General features: G+C 62.5%; 13 protein-coding genes. 4 read left to right on the top strand and 9 right to left on the bottom strand.

Annotation, left to right across the window (positions count from 1 at the left end; genetic code table 11):
- The first annotated feature begins 128 nt into the window (after nt 1-128).
- From NKI20_RS20475 to NKI20_RS20465, 3 genes are read left to right on the top strand one after another with little or no spacing between them, the layout of a single operon-like run.
- On the top strand, nt 129-1,052 hold the full coding sequence (locus tag NKI20_RS20475; protein WP_352605322.1) for a carbohydrate ABC transporter permease: 924 nt from the start codon (nt 129-131) through the stop codon (nt 1,050-1,052).
- Nucleotides 1,052-1,900 carry a carbohydrate ABC transporter permease gene (locus tag NKI20_RS20470; protein WP_352833578.1) on the top strand — a complete coding sequence of 283 codons (849 nt, stop codon included), beginning with the start codon at nt 1,052-1,054 and terminating at the stop codon, nt 1,898-1,900. The genes NKI20_RS20475 and NKI20_RS20470 overlap by 1 nt, the downstream gene beginning before the upstream one ends.
- A 4-nt stretch (nt 1,901-1,904) precedes the next feature.
- Entirely contained in the window at nt 1,905-2,972 is a 1,068-nt protein-coding gene (locus NKI20_RS20465; protein ID WP_352833575.1) for an ABC transporter ATP-binding protein, read from the top strand.
- Nucleotides 2,973-3,367: 395 nt separating this feature from the next.
- On the opposite strand, the gene NKI20_RS20460 is transcribed toward NKI20_RS20465, so the two are convergent.
- From NKI20_RS20460 to NKI20_RS20420, 9 genes are all read right to left on the bottom strand, one after another.
- Nucleotides 3,368-3,577, bottom strand: a complete 210-nt coding sequence (locus NKI20_RS20460) for a hypothetical protein (protein ID WP_084025140.1) — start codon at nt 3,575-3,577, stop codon at nt 3,368-3,370.
- 223 nt (nt 3,578-3,800) lie between these two features.
- Complete coding sequence (gene rpmG, locus NKI20_RS20455) at nt 3,801-3,968, bottom strand: 50S ribosomal protein L33 (RefSeq protein WP_006201775.1); 168 nt, start codon at nt 3,966-3,968, stop codon at nt 3,801-3,803.
- A gap of 101 nt (nt 3,969-4,069) precedes the next feature.
- Nucleotides 4,070-4,579 (bottom strand): YqfO family protein, encoded by a 510-nt coding sequence (locus tag NKI20_RS20450; RefSeq protein ID WP_352833572.1) that lies wholly within the window; start codon nt 4,577-4,579, stop codon nt 4,070-4,072.
- A 109-nt stretch (nt 4,580-4,688) separates the two neighbouring features.
- Nucleotides 4,689-5,867 carry an MFS transporter gene (locus NKI20_RS20445; RefSeq protein WP_023757504.1) on the bottom strand — a complete coding sequence of 393 codons (1,179 nt, stop codon included), beginning with the start codon at nt 5,865-5,867 and terminating at the stop codon, nt 4,689-4,691.
- 77 nt (nt 5,868-5,944) lie between these two features.
- Nucleotides 5,945-6,685 carry an NUDIX hydrolase gene (locus NKI20_RS20440; RefSeq protein WP_023757503.1) on the bottom strand — a complete coding sequence of 247 codons (741 nt, stop codon included), beginning with the start codon at nt 6,683-6,685 and terminating at the stop codon, nt 5,945-5,947.
- A gap of 86 nt (nt 6,686-6,771) precedes the next feature.
- On the bottom strand, nt 6,772-7,218 hold the full coding sequence (locus tag NKI20_RS20435; protein WP_023757502.1) for a DUF983 domain-containing protein: 447 nt from the start codon (nt 7,216-7,218) through the stop codon (nt 6,772-6,774).
- The gene (rnr, locus tag NKI20_RS20430) at nt 7,218-9,536 is read right to left on the bottom strand and encodes a ribonuclease R (protein ID WP_352833567.1); all 2,319 of its coding nucleotides are present in this window, start codon (nt 9,534-9,536) and stop codon (nt 7,218-7,220) included. Before rnr ends, NKI20_RS20435 begins: the two co-directional genes overlap by 1 nt.
- Nucleotides 9,537-9,542: 6 nt before the next feature.
- Nucleotides 9,543-12,167 carry a type I DNA topoisomerase gene (gene topA / locus NKI20_RS20425; protein ID WP_352833564.1) on the bottom strand — a complete coding sequence of 875 codons (2,625 nt, stop codon included), beginning with the start codon at nt 12,165-12,167 and terminating at the stop codon, nt 9,543-9,545.
- A gap of 371 nt (nt 12,168-12,538) precedes the next feature.
- On the bottom strand, nt 12,539-12,916 hold the full coding sequence (locus NKI20_RS20420; protein ID WP_352833561.1) for a COG4315 family predicted lipoprotein: 378 nt from the start codon (nt 12,914-12,916) through the stop codon (nt 12,539-12,541).
- Between the two features lie 185 nt (nt 12,917-13,101).
- Here NKI20_RS20420 and NKI20_RS20415 point away from each other — a divergent pair, with 185 nt between their 5' ends.
- Nucleotides 13,102-13,848, top strand: coding sequence for a cytochrome c biogenesis CcdA family protein (locus NKI20_RS20415; protein ID WP_352833558.1), 747 nt, complete (start codon nt 13,102-13,104; stop codon nt 13,846-13,848).
- Nucleotides 13,849-13,871: the final 23 nt, after the last annotated feature.

Genomic DNA, 13,871 nt, shown 5'->3' with positions numbered 1-13,871 from the left:
AAACCTTTTCGGGGCCCGCTTCTTTTGTTTAAAACCCACTCTAATCTGCGGGCGGGCTTCTTACACCCCTTATTACGGGGTATATGGACGCTGCTCCGACGTCGCTCCAGGGAGCCGATCCTCAGCCAATGACCTATGCCGTGTCCGAAATACGATCCGTCGGCAAGCCGCATCGCAAGCGGCTATCGCACGTCGCAATCGAGCCATGGCTGTATCTCAGCCCGGCGATCATCCTTCTGGTCGTGGTGCTTCTGGTGCCGCTGGTCATCGGTATCAGCTACTCCTTCCGCAAATTCTCGGCGTTCAAGTCCGAATATGTCGGGCTTGGGCAGTATCAGGCGATGCTGTCGGACCAGGTGCTCGGACAGGCGCTGGTCAACACGCTGTGGTGGACCGTCGCCAGCCTGCTTTTCCAGTTCTTCCTCGGCCTCGGCCTGGCGCTGCTGCTCGACAAACCGTTTCGCGGCCGCAAACTGGTGCAGGCGCTGGTGTTCCTGCCCTGGGCGGTGCCATCCTTCCTGTCGGGCCTGACCTGGGCCTGGTTGTTCAATCCGATCATCGGCCCGTTGCCGCATTGGCTGTTTGCGCTGGGACTGAAGGCCGAGCCGACAAATGTGCTGTCCGATCCTTCAACTGCCATGTGGGGGCCGATCGTCGCCAATGTCTGGTTCGGTATTCCGTTCTTCGCCATCACGCTGCTGGCGGCCTTGAAATCCATTCCATCGGAACTGCATGAGGCGGCGGCGATCGACGGCGCCTCGCCCTGGCAGCGCTTCACCAAGGTGACGCTGCCGTTCCTGGCGCCGACCATCGCCATCACCGTGATGTTGCGCACCATCTGGATCGCCACTTTCGCCGACCTGATCTTCGTCATGACCGAGGGCGGACCGGCCGGCTCGACCAACACGGTTCCGGTCTACATCTACGTCAGCGCCTTCAAGTCGCTGGACAAGGGCTATGCCTCGGCGGTGGCCGTGCTGCTGCTGGTCCTGCTCATTGCCTACGCGATTGCGCTGATCGGCATTCGTCGCACGCTGGTGAGGCACGTCTGATGATCGCAGGGCGTTCAACCTCGCAGCGCTTCTTCGGCGGCATCGGCCTCTACGCGGCGATCGCGGCATACGTGCTCTTTGCCCTGTTTCCGATCTATTGGACGCTGAAGATCTCGGTCACGCCGGAGCGGCTTCTGTATTCCGAAGGCATCACCTTCTGGCCGTCGCAAATGACGATGCAGAATTTCGTCACCGTGCTCGAGGCCACCGATTTTCCGCGATATTTCCTCAACAGCGTCATCGTCTCGGTGTCGACGGCGGCGCTGGTGACAATCATTGCTTCGCTCGCCGGCTATGCCATGTCGCGCTTCACCTTTCGCGGCAAGGCAGCACTTGCACTGATGTTGCTTTTGACCCAGACTTTTCCGCTGGTGATGGTCATTCCGCCGATCTACCGCGTGATGGGTCAGATCGGCCTGATCAACAGCCTGACCGGGCTGATCATCATCTACACCGCCTTCAACACGGCCTTTGCCACCTTCCTGATGCAGTCCTTCTTCGACGGCATTCCGAAGGACCTGGAAGAGGCGGCGATGATCGACGGCTGCACCCGGGCGCAAGCGATGCGCAAGGTAATCGTGCCGCTGACGCTGCCCGGCATGGGCGCGACGCTGGGCTTCGTCTTCACGGCCGCGTGGAGCGAGCTTCTGTTCGCGCTGATGCTGATTTCCAGCGATGACCAGAAGACCTTCGCGGTCGGCCTGCTTACCTTCATCGGCAAGTTCGCCGTCGACTGGGGACAGATGATGGCAGCATCCATCCTGGCACTGATCCCGGTCTGCATCTTCTTCGCCTTCCTGCAACGCTATCTCGTCACCGGCCTGACCGCCGGCGCCGTCAAAGGATAGACCGATGGCTTCTGTCACGCTCGAAAAGGTCCGCAAGGATTATGGCGCCGTCCGCGTCCTGCACGCGGTCGACCTTGAAATCGCCGATGGCGAATTCGTCGTCCTGGTCGGGCCGTCAGGCTGCGGCAAGTCCACGCTTTTGCGCATGATCGCCGGGCTGGAGGAGGCTTCCGGCGGCGAGATCCGCATCGGCGAGCGACTGGTCAATGACGTGGCACCCAAGGACCGCGACATCGCCATGGTGTTCCAGTCCTATGCGCTCTATCCGCATATGGACGTGTCGAAGAACATGGGCTTCAGCCTGCTCTTGAAGAAAGCGGAGAAGACGACGATCGACGCGAGGGTGGACGGCGCGGCCAAGCGGCTCGGGCTCGACACGCTCCTGCAACGCCTGCCGCGGCAATTGTCCGGCGGCCAGCGCCAGCGCGTCGCCATGGGCCGTGCCATCGTGCGCGATCCCAAGGTCTTCCTGTTCGACGAGCCGCTGTCGAACCTCGACGCCAAGCTGCGCGTCCATATGCGCGCCGAGATCAAGGCGCTGCACCAGCAACTTAAAACCACCTCCGTCTACGTCACCCACGATCAGATCGAGGCGATGACCATGGCGGACCGCATCGTCGTCATGCATGACGGGCTGATCCAGCAGGTCGGCGCGCCGCTCGATCTCTACGACCGGCCGGCCAACATGTTCGTCGCCGGTTTCATCGGTTCACCCGGCATGAATTTCCTACCGGCGACGGTTCGCAAGGGCGGTGCCTCGGAGGCCGTGCTGGCCGATGGCCAGGCGCTGCTGTTGCCAGAAGGCCTGCCGCTGAAGGGCGGCGACGCCATCACAGTCGGTCTGCGGCCCGAGCATATCCGGCTGGCAGACGACGGCGCATTGAAGGGCGAGGTGGTGGTGGTGGAGCCGCTCGGGCTTTCGACGCAGTTCTACGTCAAGCTGGCCAGCCAGCAGCTTTGCGTCTTTGCCATGGGCCGAGCCGGGGTAAAGCCCGGCCACGTGGTACGGTTGGCAGCCGATCCGGCGTCGCTGCATCTGTTCGATCCCAAAAGCGGTGATCGCATCGGCTGATAGAACTCAGCTGGTGAGGGGATTTGGGACGCGATCGACACCGTTGCACAGCGATCGATCTGTACAGCGCGCTGAACAATCCGAACGCCAGGCCTATGCATTACGAACGGCCGCAGCAGGCACCGATCTCGGGTGGGAAATACAAGGGATGACTACATCTCCATCGACTAAAGTAACGGAACGTCCAACAGACATTTGCGGAACCTAACGAGACCCCTCAGACCTTTGCGTGTAGACAACAAGACTTTAGTCCTGCCGCCTTCTAAAAGAACGGGAGCCATTTCGCCACGCGTCAGGACCGCCATGCGAGAGGCAAATACCGCCGGCTGCATCTGCAAATATGAGCGAGTCGGCGGTGCATGATTATGGTGCGATCGCGTGAGGCTGCCGTGGCTCTATCCGCGAGGGCTTCTTTTGGGCAGCGGCGAGCTGTCCAAGGGGTTCTCAGCCGACTTGGCTGATCGCCGTTCTTTTAGCCATAGGGACTTCTTTCTTGCCGCCAGAATATCGTCCCGAACGCTATCTTCGGCGGTCACTCCCCTGTGCATCGCGGCAATCGCATAGTCGGCTCTGTTGGTTCGATAGTCGCCTTTCTGAATGGACATAGTTCTCTCCCATTTCGAGGCATCCCCCCTTTAGCCTGACGCTGAACTAACTGCCTATCCGTCGTGGGAGTCTACCAATTGGCGATTGTGTTAAAATGATACACTTCACAGACTTGGTGAAGGCGTGAGGGCGTGAAGTGCGCGAGGTGCGCGGCCTCCGCACGTTACAAACGAAAACGCCGCCCATTGGGCGGCGTTTCGACATTGCAGAGGGAAGCCCAGATTACTTGATCTTGGTTTCCTTGAATTCGACGTGCTTCTTGGCGACCGGATCGTACTTGCGGAACGACAGCTTGTCCGTCTTGGTGCGGCTGTTCTTGCTGGTCACGTAGAAGAAACCGGTGTCGGCGGTCGACAGAAGCTTGATCTTGATGTTTGCGGCTTTGGCCATGATATCAGTCCGTTTGTTCGTGGGGTTTTGGCCGCTGGAGCACGGGGAAACACCCGGACGCGGGAAACTTGGCGCGACACATAAAGAACGCGCCTGGAAAGTCAAGCCCGGTATGCCTTGTGCGACCCGCCCGAGCCTGCCGGTGACTGGAAATCAGCGGTTCCTGTCGCCGCTGCCGCGACCTTCTTCCAGTCTCCGGTCGTGTTCCACCAGCGATTCGGATTGGCGCGGTCATCCAGCCCCTTGGAACGGCTGGCCAGGATCGGCTGAATGCGGATCACCGGTTCCTGGTAGGAATGGGCCTGGAAAATCGCCTCGGCGACGCGGGCGGCCAATGCCTGGTCGTCGGGCAATTCGAAGGAAACCTCGACAGTGCCCGGGCGCCGCCGCAATTCGGTTTCGGCCCCGGCGGCCGCACCGTCGAGCGGCCTGTAGCGCTCGATGCCATACGCCGACTGATAGGCATTGCGGTCATATTTGCCCATGACCAGCGGCGCGATCGCGACCACCGCGTCCATGATGCGGTCGACATCGGCGGCCGGAGCCTGGAAGGTCACAAGCAGAAGCAGTGTCATTCGTAGCGATGTGGTTTCAAAGCCGCTGTCGATCATGGAAGTGTCCTCAAGTGTTTTGGGACACCCTTTTAGCCCTGTGCTCCTGACACGGTTCTGTCAGCAGCCTCTCACCGTGCCATGCCAATGCGGGCTGGCAGCAATCGCGCTACAGCAGGATCTTGCGGACCAGCCTGAAGGCGACCAAGGCAATGTAGGCGGCGAAGAACAGGCCGAGCGACCAGCCGAAGCCGGTTGGACCGAATGCATCCATGCCGATGCCAATCGCCTGCGGACCGAGAACCATGCCGACGCCGTAGCACAGCACGAAGGCGGCGTTGGCCGACGCCAGTTCATGGCCCGAAAGCTGCGAGCCGAGATGGGCAAGGCCGATCGTGTACATGGCAGCGACGACGCCGCCCCAGACGAACAGTAGTGCGGCCATCAGATGCCAGTTCTGGGCGAAGAAGGGCATGAAGGCCGTGCCGGCGAGGCCAACCATGGCGCAGGCAATCAGCAAATAGCGGCGGTCGCTGACGCGGTCGCTGATCATGCCGATGGGGATCTGCAGCAGCACGTTGCCAAGGCCGATCATGGTCAGGAGAAGGGCCGCGTCGGCCTCGGAATAGCCGATGCGGCTGCCGTAGATCGGGAACAGTGCAAAGCCGCCGGTTTCGACCGCACCGAACACCAGCACGGCTGCGGTCGCCGACGGCACCAGCCAGATGTAGCGCAGGAAATTGCTGGTCTCGCCGTCGGAGACGATGGTCGGGCTCTCGTTGCGCGCTGCAAGCACCGGTATTGCCGCCAGCGTCACCAGACAGATGATGACGCCGAACGGCCTGAAGCCGGAACTGCCAAGATGGGCGAACAGCCACGGTCCGGCGGCAAAGCCGAGCGACAGAACCGTGGCGTAAATGCCGAGGACAAGGCCGCGCCGGTGCGGCGGCGCCGAGGTGCTGATCCAGAATTCAGACAGGATGAACAGTACCGTCAGCGCGATGTGCAGCACGATGCGCAGTGGAAACCACATCCAGAAGTCGGGTGCGAAATGAAAGCCGACAAAGGCCAGCGCGCCGGCGGCGATCATGGCAATCATGGTCCACGCGACGCCGAAGCGCATCGCAAGCGGTGTGGCCAGCGGTGCACCGGCGATCGAGGCGAGGCCGGCGACGGCCGTGTTGAGGCCGATCATCGAGGCTGAATGGCCGCGTGTTTCGAGGATGACGCTGAGCAGCGGCATGCCGAGCCCGATGGCAATACCGACGACGCTGATCGACGAGATCGCCGCCACCATCGGCAGCCAGTGTACGCGTTCGTCGCCCTGTTGTTGGGTATCGACCGTCATGGGTGCTGATTACTCTGTCTTTTTGATCTTACGCAATTCCGGACGGAAAACCGCGTCACACTTTTCCTGGAATTGCTCTAGAGAAGTTCGCGGGTGAAGCGGTTGCGGACAAGCCGGTAGAAGGGTACGGGGCCGGCCGGACGCAGCAGCGGATCATGGGCGAGGCGCCTTTGCAGCTCGTCCAGGATCATTCGGGTGATGTCGGGTATGTCGGCTTCCCGGGCCTTGGCAAGCGGCAGCCAGACCAGCTCTTCGAGTTCGTTGGTCGGACCGCCACCCGGCAGTTCGACCGCGACATCGTCGCGCCAGGCGCTAAAGAAACGGGTGTCGAAGCGGCGCACCCGGTTGGGCGGCGTGATAGCGCGTGCGATGAAACGCAGCATGTCCAGGGAGGGCTGCACGCCGTGTTCGGCAAAGCCTTGCCAGTCGGGCCGGGCGGTGGTGAAAGCGCCTTTGCGGCCGATCAGCAATCCGGCTTCTTCATAAGTCTCGCGGATGGCCGACAAGGCGATGGCGCGAGCTCGTGCGGTGCTTGTGCGGCCGGGCCCGGCGATCAGCCTGGCTTCCTGCTCCGGATGCAATGCGGCAGCGACAGGGATGCGGCTGTCGGCCGGATCGGTGCGGCCGCCGGGAAAGACGAACTTGCCTGGCATGAAGGCGTGGCCGGCATGGCGGCGACCCATCAGGACCAGCACGTCATCGCGCTTGCGGTCGAGCAGGATCAGCGTCGCGGCATCACGGGGGCGAATTGGCTGGTCGCTTTGGGCGATCATGCTCCGTCCGATCTTGTCGACTTCCGCCTTGGTCATACCGTCCATGCGCAGGAACTAACGGAAACTTCTGGCAAGCGAAAGTGGCCTTTCACGGTCGGGATGTTGCGCCAGGCCGCATTCTTGGTTGCGATTCAGGCTCCGGGATGCGGCTCGATCACATCGTTTTCGTCGCCGAAGCCATGCATATAGAAGGCCCATTGCAGTCCGATGACGGCACCCTTGACCGGCTGCAGCAGCGCGACCGACAAAAGTATGGTCAGCGGCACCCAGATGGCGATGTGCTGCCACGTGGACAGGGTGGACGTTGCCTCCACGCCCATGAAGGCGCCGAGCACGATGTGGCCGACAATGACGATGACGAGATAGGCAGGCAGGTCGTCGGCGCGGTGGTGATGCAGTTCCTCGCCGCAGACACTGCACGCATCGACGGTCTTGGTGAACGCGCCAAACAGCTTGCCATCGCCGCAGTGCGGGCAGCGACCGAGCAGGCCGCGCTTCATCGCCGTCCATAGCGGGCGGGCAGCCCGGCCCGAGTGATGTTCTCCGCCGAAAACCTGTTCTTCCGTGGCTGTCGTCATCAACGTCTCCTGCCGCGCGAACCCGGTCGCGATTGCGACGCGCGGGCGCGGCCTTTGGCCTTGTGAAACGACCGCTTGGAGCCCGGCAAAGGCTTCGGATCGGTCAACATCTCGAAGCGTATCGCGCCGGCCATCGGCGCCACCTCGACGAGCCGGACCTCGACGCGGTCCGCGAGCTGGTAGCCTTTGCCCGAGCGTTCTCCGAACAGGGAACGGGCTGTCTCGTCGTATATGTAGTAATCGCCGTTCAATGTTGACACAGGGATGAAACCATCCGCGCCGTACTGCGGCAATTGGACAAATAGTCCTGATTTGGTGACGCCAGAGATGCGGGCGTCGAAACGGTCGTCGATGCGCTCGGCGAGATAAGCGGCGACAAGACGGTCGACCGTATCCCGCTCTGCCGCCATTGCGCGGCGTTCCGTGCCTGAGATCAGTACCGCGACGTCTTCGAGACGAGCCGCTTCGTCCTGCGTCAACCCGCCCGGACCAAGGCCGAGTGCGGCAATAAGTCCGCGATGCACGATCAGATCGGCGTAACGCCGGATCGGCGAGGTGAAGTGAGCGTAGCGCCTGAGGTTCAGACCGAAATGGCCGATGTTCTTGGGCGAGTATTCGGCCTGGCTCTGCGAGCGCAGCACCACTTCGTTGACAAGGCCCTCATTGTCGGCGCCGCGCACGCGCTCCAGGATGCCGTTGAACTGGCTTGGCTGCATCTGCGCGCCGCGGGCCAGCGACAGGCCCAGCGTTTGCAGGAACTCACGCAGCGATTCCTGTTTGGCGAGCGATGGCGCGTCATGCACGCGGTAGACCAGTTCCTGCTTCTTCGCCTCCAGCGTCTCGGCTGCCGCGACATTGGCCTGGATCATGAATTCTTCAATGAGCTTGTGGGCATCGAGCCGATCCGGCACGATGACGCGATCGACGGTGCCGTCCGGCTTGAGCACGATCTTGCGCTCCGGCAGGTCGAGCTCAAGCGGCTGGCGGCCCTCGCGGCCGCGCTTGAGGATCGCATAGGCTTCCCACAGCGGCTTCAGCACCGTATCGAGGATCGGACCGGTCTTCTCGTCCGGCGCGCCGTCGATCGCCGCCTGAGCCTGGCTGTAGGCGAGCTTTGCTGCCGACTTCATCATGACGCGGTGGAAGGAGTGCCTGAGTTTGCGGCCTTGCGCCGAAAACACCATGCGCACCGCCAGCGCCGGACGGTCCTGGCCCTCGCGCAGCGAGCAGAGATCGTTGGAGATGCGCTCGGGCAGCATCGGCACCACGCGATCCGGGAAATAGACCGAATTGCCGCGTTTCAGCGCCTCGCGGTCGAGCGCCGTTCCATAGCGCACATAAGCCGCGACATCGGCGATCGCCACGGTGGCGACCACGCCGCCGGGGTTCTTCTCGTCGAGATCCGGTGTGGCGAAGACGGCGTCGTCATGATCCTTGGCGTCGGCCGGATCTATGGTGACCAGCGGCAGGTCGCGCCAGTCCTCGCGGTGAGCGAGGGTCGCCGGCTTGACGGCTTCGGATTCGGCGATGACGTCGGCCGGAAAAATATGCGGAATGTCATGTGCGTGGATGGCGATCATCGAGACCGCCTTTTCGCTGGTCAGCGAGCCCAGCACGTTGAGCACCTTGGCTCTCGGCAGCCCATAGCGGGAGGCCCGCGCAGGCTCGACCTCGACCAGGTCGCCGCTTTTGGCGCCGTTTTGGAATTCCTTGTCGACGATCAGTTCGGGCTGGCGCCGTTCGACCGGCTCGATGCGGAATGTGCCGTCCTGCAGGATGCGAAAGACACCGAGCACGGCGTTAGTGCGCTTTTCGAAGATCTTCACCACGCGTCCGGTGTATGCCGGACCTCCCAGGGCGACATTCGTCTCGTCGGCGGGAAAGGTCTTGGCCAGCACGCGATCGCCAATGCCGGGGGCCGGTCCCCCGCCACTGCGCGACAGGCGGATGGAAACGATGGGTGGCGGTCCATTGGCTGTGTGTTCGGTAGGACGCGCCAACAGCACGCCATCTGCATCACGATCAAAAATATCCAGGACCGTGACGTGGGGCAGGGCACCGACGCGGGCCAACTTTTTGCGCTCCTTGGTCAGGAAACCTTCGTCCTGCAGGTCGCGCAGCAGATCCTTCAGCCAGATGCGGTCGTCGCCGCGCAGCGCGAACGCCTTCGCGATGTCGCGTTTTCCGGCGCGATCGGGATTTTCGGCGATGTAGCGCAGGATTTCGTCACGCGAGGGCCGATAGTCGTCCTTGACCTTGGCCCTCGTGTCGGCGGTGCGCGGATCGCCGTGGGTTCTACCGGTGATCTTGCGCGCCACGCCGTCCTACCCTCTTTTCTTCGCTGCCGGCTTCTTGGCTGCGGTTTTCTTGGCCGCGGGCGCCTTGGCTGCTGCCGCTTTTCGGAACGGCTTCTTGGCGCCGCCGCCGCCCTTGGCTTCTTTCTCGGCAATCAACGCCAGCGCGTCCTCGATCGTCACCGACTGCGGATCCTTGCCCTTGGGCAAGGTGGCATTGACCTTGCCGAAATTCACGTAAGGCCCGTATTTGCCGTCGCGTACGACGATCTTGCCACCGCCGTCGGGGTGTTCGCCAAGCTCCTTGAGCGCTGCGGCAGTGCCGCCATTGCGGCCGCCCTTGCCCTTCAACTGCTTCTCGGCGATCACCGACACGGCGCGGTTCAGCCCGATCGAGAACACGTCCTCGATGCTGTCGAGATTGGCGTAGGTGCCGTCATGCAGGACGAACGGGCCGTAGCGGCCGAGCCCGGCCGAGATCATCTTGGCCGTTTCCGGATGCTGGCCGACGTCGCGCGGCAGCGACAGCAGCGCCAGCGCCTTCTCGTGGTCGATCGATTCTGCCGTCCAGCCCTTGGGCAGACTGGAGCGCTTGGCTTCCTTGCCGTCGCCGCGCTGCAGATAGGGGCCGAAGCGGCCGCTGCGCAGCGTGATTTCCTCTGACGTATAAGGATCCTTGCCAATGACTTTGGTACCGTCTTCGCCGCCGCCATTCTCGCCATTGGGGTTGGCAGCGTCGCCGAGCTGGCGGGTGAAGGAGCATTCGGGATAGTTCGAGCAACCGACGAACGCACCGAACTTGCCGAGCTTCAGCGACAGGTTGCCGGTGCCGCATTTCGGGCAGATGCGCGGATTGGAGCCATCCTCGCGCGCGGGAAACACCAGCGGCGCCAGTTCCTCGTTGAGCGCATCCAGCACGTCGGTGACGCGCAACTCCTTGATGTCGCCGACGGCGCCCGAAAAATCCTTCCAGAAATCGCGCAGCACATCCTTCCAGGCGAGCTTGCCGTCGGAAATCTCGTCGAGCTTTTCCTCGAGGGACGCGGTGAAGTCGTACTCGACATAGCGCTTGAAGAAGCTTTCGAGGAAAGCCGACAGCAGGCGGCCCTTGGCCTGCGGCACCAGCCGGCGCTTGTCGATGGTGACGTAGTCGCGGTCTTCGAGCGTCTTCAGGATCGCCGTGTAGGTAGAAGGCCGGCCGATGCCGAGCTCTTCCAGCTTCTTGATCAGCGAAGCCTCGGAATAACGCGGCGGCGGTTCGGTGGTGTGCTGGGTGGCGTTGATCGCCTGGCGGGCAAGCTGCTCGCCGGCGCGGATCTCGGGCAGGCGACGGTTTTCCTCGTCTTCCGCGTCGTCTTCCTTCTGGTCGGTGTAGGCGGCAATGAAGCCGTCGAAGCGAACGACCGAGCCGACGGCGCGAAGTTCGGCTGTGCGCGATCCGTTGACCGCCTCGATTTCGGCGGTGGTGCGCTCGATTTCGGCCGGCTGCATCTGGCTGGCGATGGCGCGCTTCCAGATCAACTCATAGAGGCGCATCTGGTCGGAATCGAGATATTGCCTGACCGATGCCGGAGTGCGCATGAAATCCGTCGGGCGGATCGCTTCGTGCGCTTCCTGGGCATTCTTGGCCTTGGTCGTGTAAAAGCGTGGCTTTTCCGGCAGGTATTTCGGACCGAATTCCTTGGCGATGGCGTCGCGTGCGGCGTCGATCGCCTCGGGTGCCATCTGGACGCCGTCGGTTCGCATATAGGTGATCAGGCCGGTGGTCTCGCCGCCGATCTCCATGCCTTCATAGAGCCTCTGCGCCACCTGCATGGTGCGGCTGGCCGAGAAGCCAAGGCCCGATGAAGCGGCCTGCTGCAACGTCGAGGTGGTAAAGGGCGGGCCGGGATTGCGCTTGGTCGGCTTGGCTTCGACCGACACGGCCTTGAAGGTTGCGCCTTCGAGCATCGTCTTGATGTCGTCGGCCTGCGCCTTGTTGGAAATGTCGAGCTTTTGCAGCCTCTTGCGATCGAAGGCGGTCAGCCGCGCTTCGAAATTCTCGTTGCGCGGCGTGCCCAGCAGAGCCGCGATCTGCCAGTATTCCTCGCGGATGAAGCGCTCGATCTCGGATTCGCGGTCGCAGACCAAGCGCAGCGCAACCGACTGGACGCGTCCGGCCGAGCGGGCGCCCGGCAGTTTGCGCCACAGCACCGGCGACAGCGTGAAGCCGACGAGATAATCCAGCGCCCGACGGGCGAGATAGGCATCGACCAGCGGCGCATCGATCTGGCGCGGATTGGCCATCGCTTCCAGCACCGACGACTTGGTGATGGCGTTGAAGACGACGCGGCTGACCGGCTTGTCCTTCAGCGCGCGCTTCTGCTTCAGCACCTCCAGCACATGCCAGGAGATGGCTTCACCCTCGCGATCCGGGTCAGTTGCGAGGATCAGGCCGTCGGCATCCTTGACCGCCTTGGCGATGTCGGCAAGCCGCTTGCCCGAAGCGGTGTCGACCGCCCAGGACATGGCGAAATCCTCGTCCGGACGCACTGAGCCGTCCTTGGCTGGCAAATCGCGGACATGGCCGAACGAGGCCAGAACCTTGTAGTTCTTGCCGAGGTATTTGTTGATTGTCTTTGCCTTGGCCGGCGATTCGACGACGACGACGTCCATGAGGTCTCATATCAGCTGTGGTGCGGCAGAAGAATTCCGCTGCGCGCGACGAAATCTCGTTCATGTGTCGCTCACATGGCGGCGCTTTTGCATCCGGTCAAGGGGAAGCGCCCAAATTGCGGGGCTCTCCGCAGCAATACACTCTTAGAGTGTATGGAGGAAATCACAGAATTTTGGAAAAGGGGATGGTGATCCCTAGTCGTCGGAAATGACCCTATGTCATCGGAAACGACCCGATCTGCTTTCCACCCGAGTCGCTGAACCGAAACCGGAGGTTTGTTGCAAGGTGGTCGACGCCGGTGGCCCGCTGCATGAAGATTGCCCGGCGACCAGCCCTTGTACCGCCATCAGGCGGCTGGGTACCGAGTACGCTAGTCGGCCTTGACGATATGCCAGACCTCGCCGACGCCGTCGCCGCTCACATCGCCGGGCTTCTTGTCCTTGATAAAGGTATAGACCGGCTTGCCGTCATAGGCCCACATCTTGGTGCCGTCGGTGCGGCCGACAACGCTCCATTCGTCTTCCGGCTTGGCGCCGGCTGCGGCCTTCAGCGGCGGCCAGTTGGTGGCGCATTTGTCGTAGCAGTTGCTCTTGCCCTTTTCGTCCTTGTCATAGGTATAAAGCGTCATGCCGTTGGCGTCGGTGTAGATCCTGGTGCCATTGACCTCGGCTTCCTTCCACGCGTCGGCGGCGAAGGATGCAGCGGTGCTGAGCAACAGCGCTGCCAGCCCAACGGTTATGGTTTTCATGGAAATCTCCCTGACTGATATATGGAGACGCGCGGGAAATCGCGGCCTCATCGCATCAACGCCTGCGGGTCGCCGTTTCTTCCCCGGCAAGTGCGTTCGGCAAGGGATGATCTTGCCAACACAATGGTGATTGGTGGACAAGGCTGCGCGTCGCTATATCAGCCACGGCACTGGAGTTCTTGGAAATGGCATTGGACATCGGCTATGTCAGCGCGGTCGGGGCGGGAGCGATCTCGTTCCTGTCGCCTTGCGTGCTGCCGCTGGTGCCGCCCTATCTCTGCTATATGGCAGGCGTCTCGGTCGACGATTTCCGCGGCAATGCGGGTGCGACGGCGCGCGAAGGCGCGCGCGGTGCGCTGCTCTATTCCTCGATCGCCTTCGTGCTAGGCTTTTCCACAGTGTTCGTTGCGCTCGGAGCCGGTGCATCGACCATCGGCCGGCTGCTGCGGGTCTGGCAGGAGCAACTGGCGATGGGCGCCGGTGTGCTGATCATCCTGATGGGCCTGAACTTCCTCGGCATCCTGCGCATCCCGCTTTTGTCGCGCGAGGCGCGCTTCCAGGCGCAAGGCAAGCCGGCGAGTGTGATCGCCGCCTATGTGATGGGGCTGGCTTTCGCGTTCGGCTGGACGCCATGCATCGGCCCGGTATTGGGGCCGATCCTGACACTGGCCGGCGGCCGCGAGACGGTGGGTGAGGGCGCGCTGTTGCTTGCCGCCTATTCGCTCGGCCTGGGCGTCCCATTCCTGATTGCGGCGCTGTTTTCGGGCGCCTTCATGCGCTTCCTCGGCAAGTTCCGCGTCCATCTCGGCGTAGTCGAAAAGGCGATCGGCGCGCTGCTGGTCGTCGCCGGCGTGTTCTTCCTCACCGGCGGCGTGCAGGCCGTGTCTTATTGGCTGCTGGAGAATTTTCCGGTGCTGGGAAGATTGGGGTAGGCACCCGACATTAGATCTGGACC

It is taken from the genome of Mesorhizobium sp. M0830 (genome assembly GCF_040319965.1).
In the GTDB taxonomy this organism is placed as follows: domain Bacteria; phylum Pseudomonadota; class Alphaproteobacteria; order Rhizobiales; family Rhizobiaceae; genus Mesorhizobium.
Note: the sequence above shows the minus strand (reverse complement) of the source record. Positions and strands in the feature narration are given on the sequence as shown.

Excerpts from the sequence above, each read along its gene's own strand:
- NKI20_RS20475 (WP_352605322.1), top strand. The coding sequence starts at position 129 with ATGACCTATGCCGTGTCCGAAATACGATCCGTCGGCAAGCCGCATCGC.
- NKI20_RS20470 (WP_352833578.1), top strand. The coding sequence starts at position 1,052 with ATGATCGCAGGGCGTTCAACCTCGCAGCGCTTCTTCGGCGGCATCGGC.
- NKI20_RS20465 (WP_352833575.1), top strand. The coding sequence starts at position 1,905 with ATGGCTTCTGTCACGCTCGAAAAGGTCCGCAAGGATTATGGCGCCGTC.
- NKI20_RS20460 (WP_084025140.1), bottom strand. The coding sequence starts at position 3,577 with ATGTCCATTCAGAAAGGCGACTATCGAACCAACAGAGCCGACTATGCG.
- rpmG (WP_006201775.1), bottom strand. The coding sequence starts at position 3,968 with ATGGCCAAAGCCGCAAACATCAAGATCAAGCTTCTGTCGACCGCCGAC.
- NKI20_RS20450 (WP_352833572.1), bottom strand. The coding sequence starts at position 4,579 with ATGATCGACAGCGGCTTTGAAACCACATCGCTACGAATGACACTGCTT.
- NKI20_RS20445 (WP_023757504.1), bottom strand. The coding sequence starts at position 5,867 with ATGACGGTCGATACCCAACAACAGGGCGACGAACGCGTACACTGGCTG.
- NKI20_RS20440 (WP_023757503.1), bottom strand. The coding sequence starts at position 6,685 with ATGGACGGTATGACCAAGGCGGAAGTCGACAAGATCGGACGGAGCATG.
- NKI20_RS20435 (WP_023757502.1), bottom strand. The coding sequence starts at position 7,218 with ATGACGACAGCCACGGAAGAACAGGTTTTCGGCGGAGAACATCACTCG.
- topA (WP_352833564.1), bottom strand. The coding sequence starts at position 12,167 with ATGGACGTCGTCGTCGTCGAATCGCCGGCCAAGGCAAAGACAATCAAC.
- NKI20_RS20420 (WP_352833561.1), bottom strand. The coding sequence starts at position 12,916 with ATGAAAACCATAACCGTTGGGCTGGCAGCGCTGTTGCTCAGCACCGCT.
- NKI20_RS20415 (WP_352833558.1), top strand. The coding sequence starts at position 13,102 with ATGGCATTGGACATCGGCTATGTCAGCGCGGTCGGGGCGGGAGCGATC.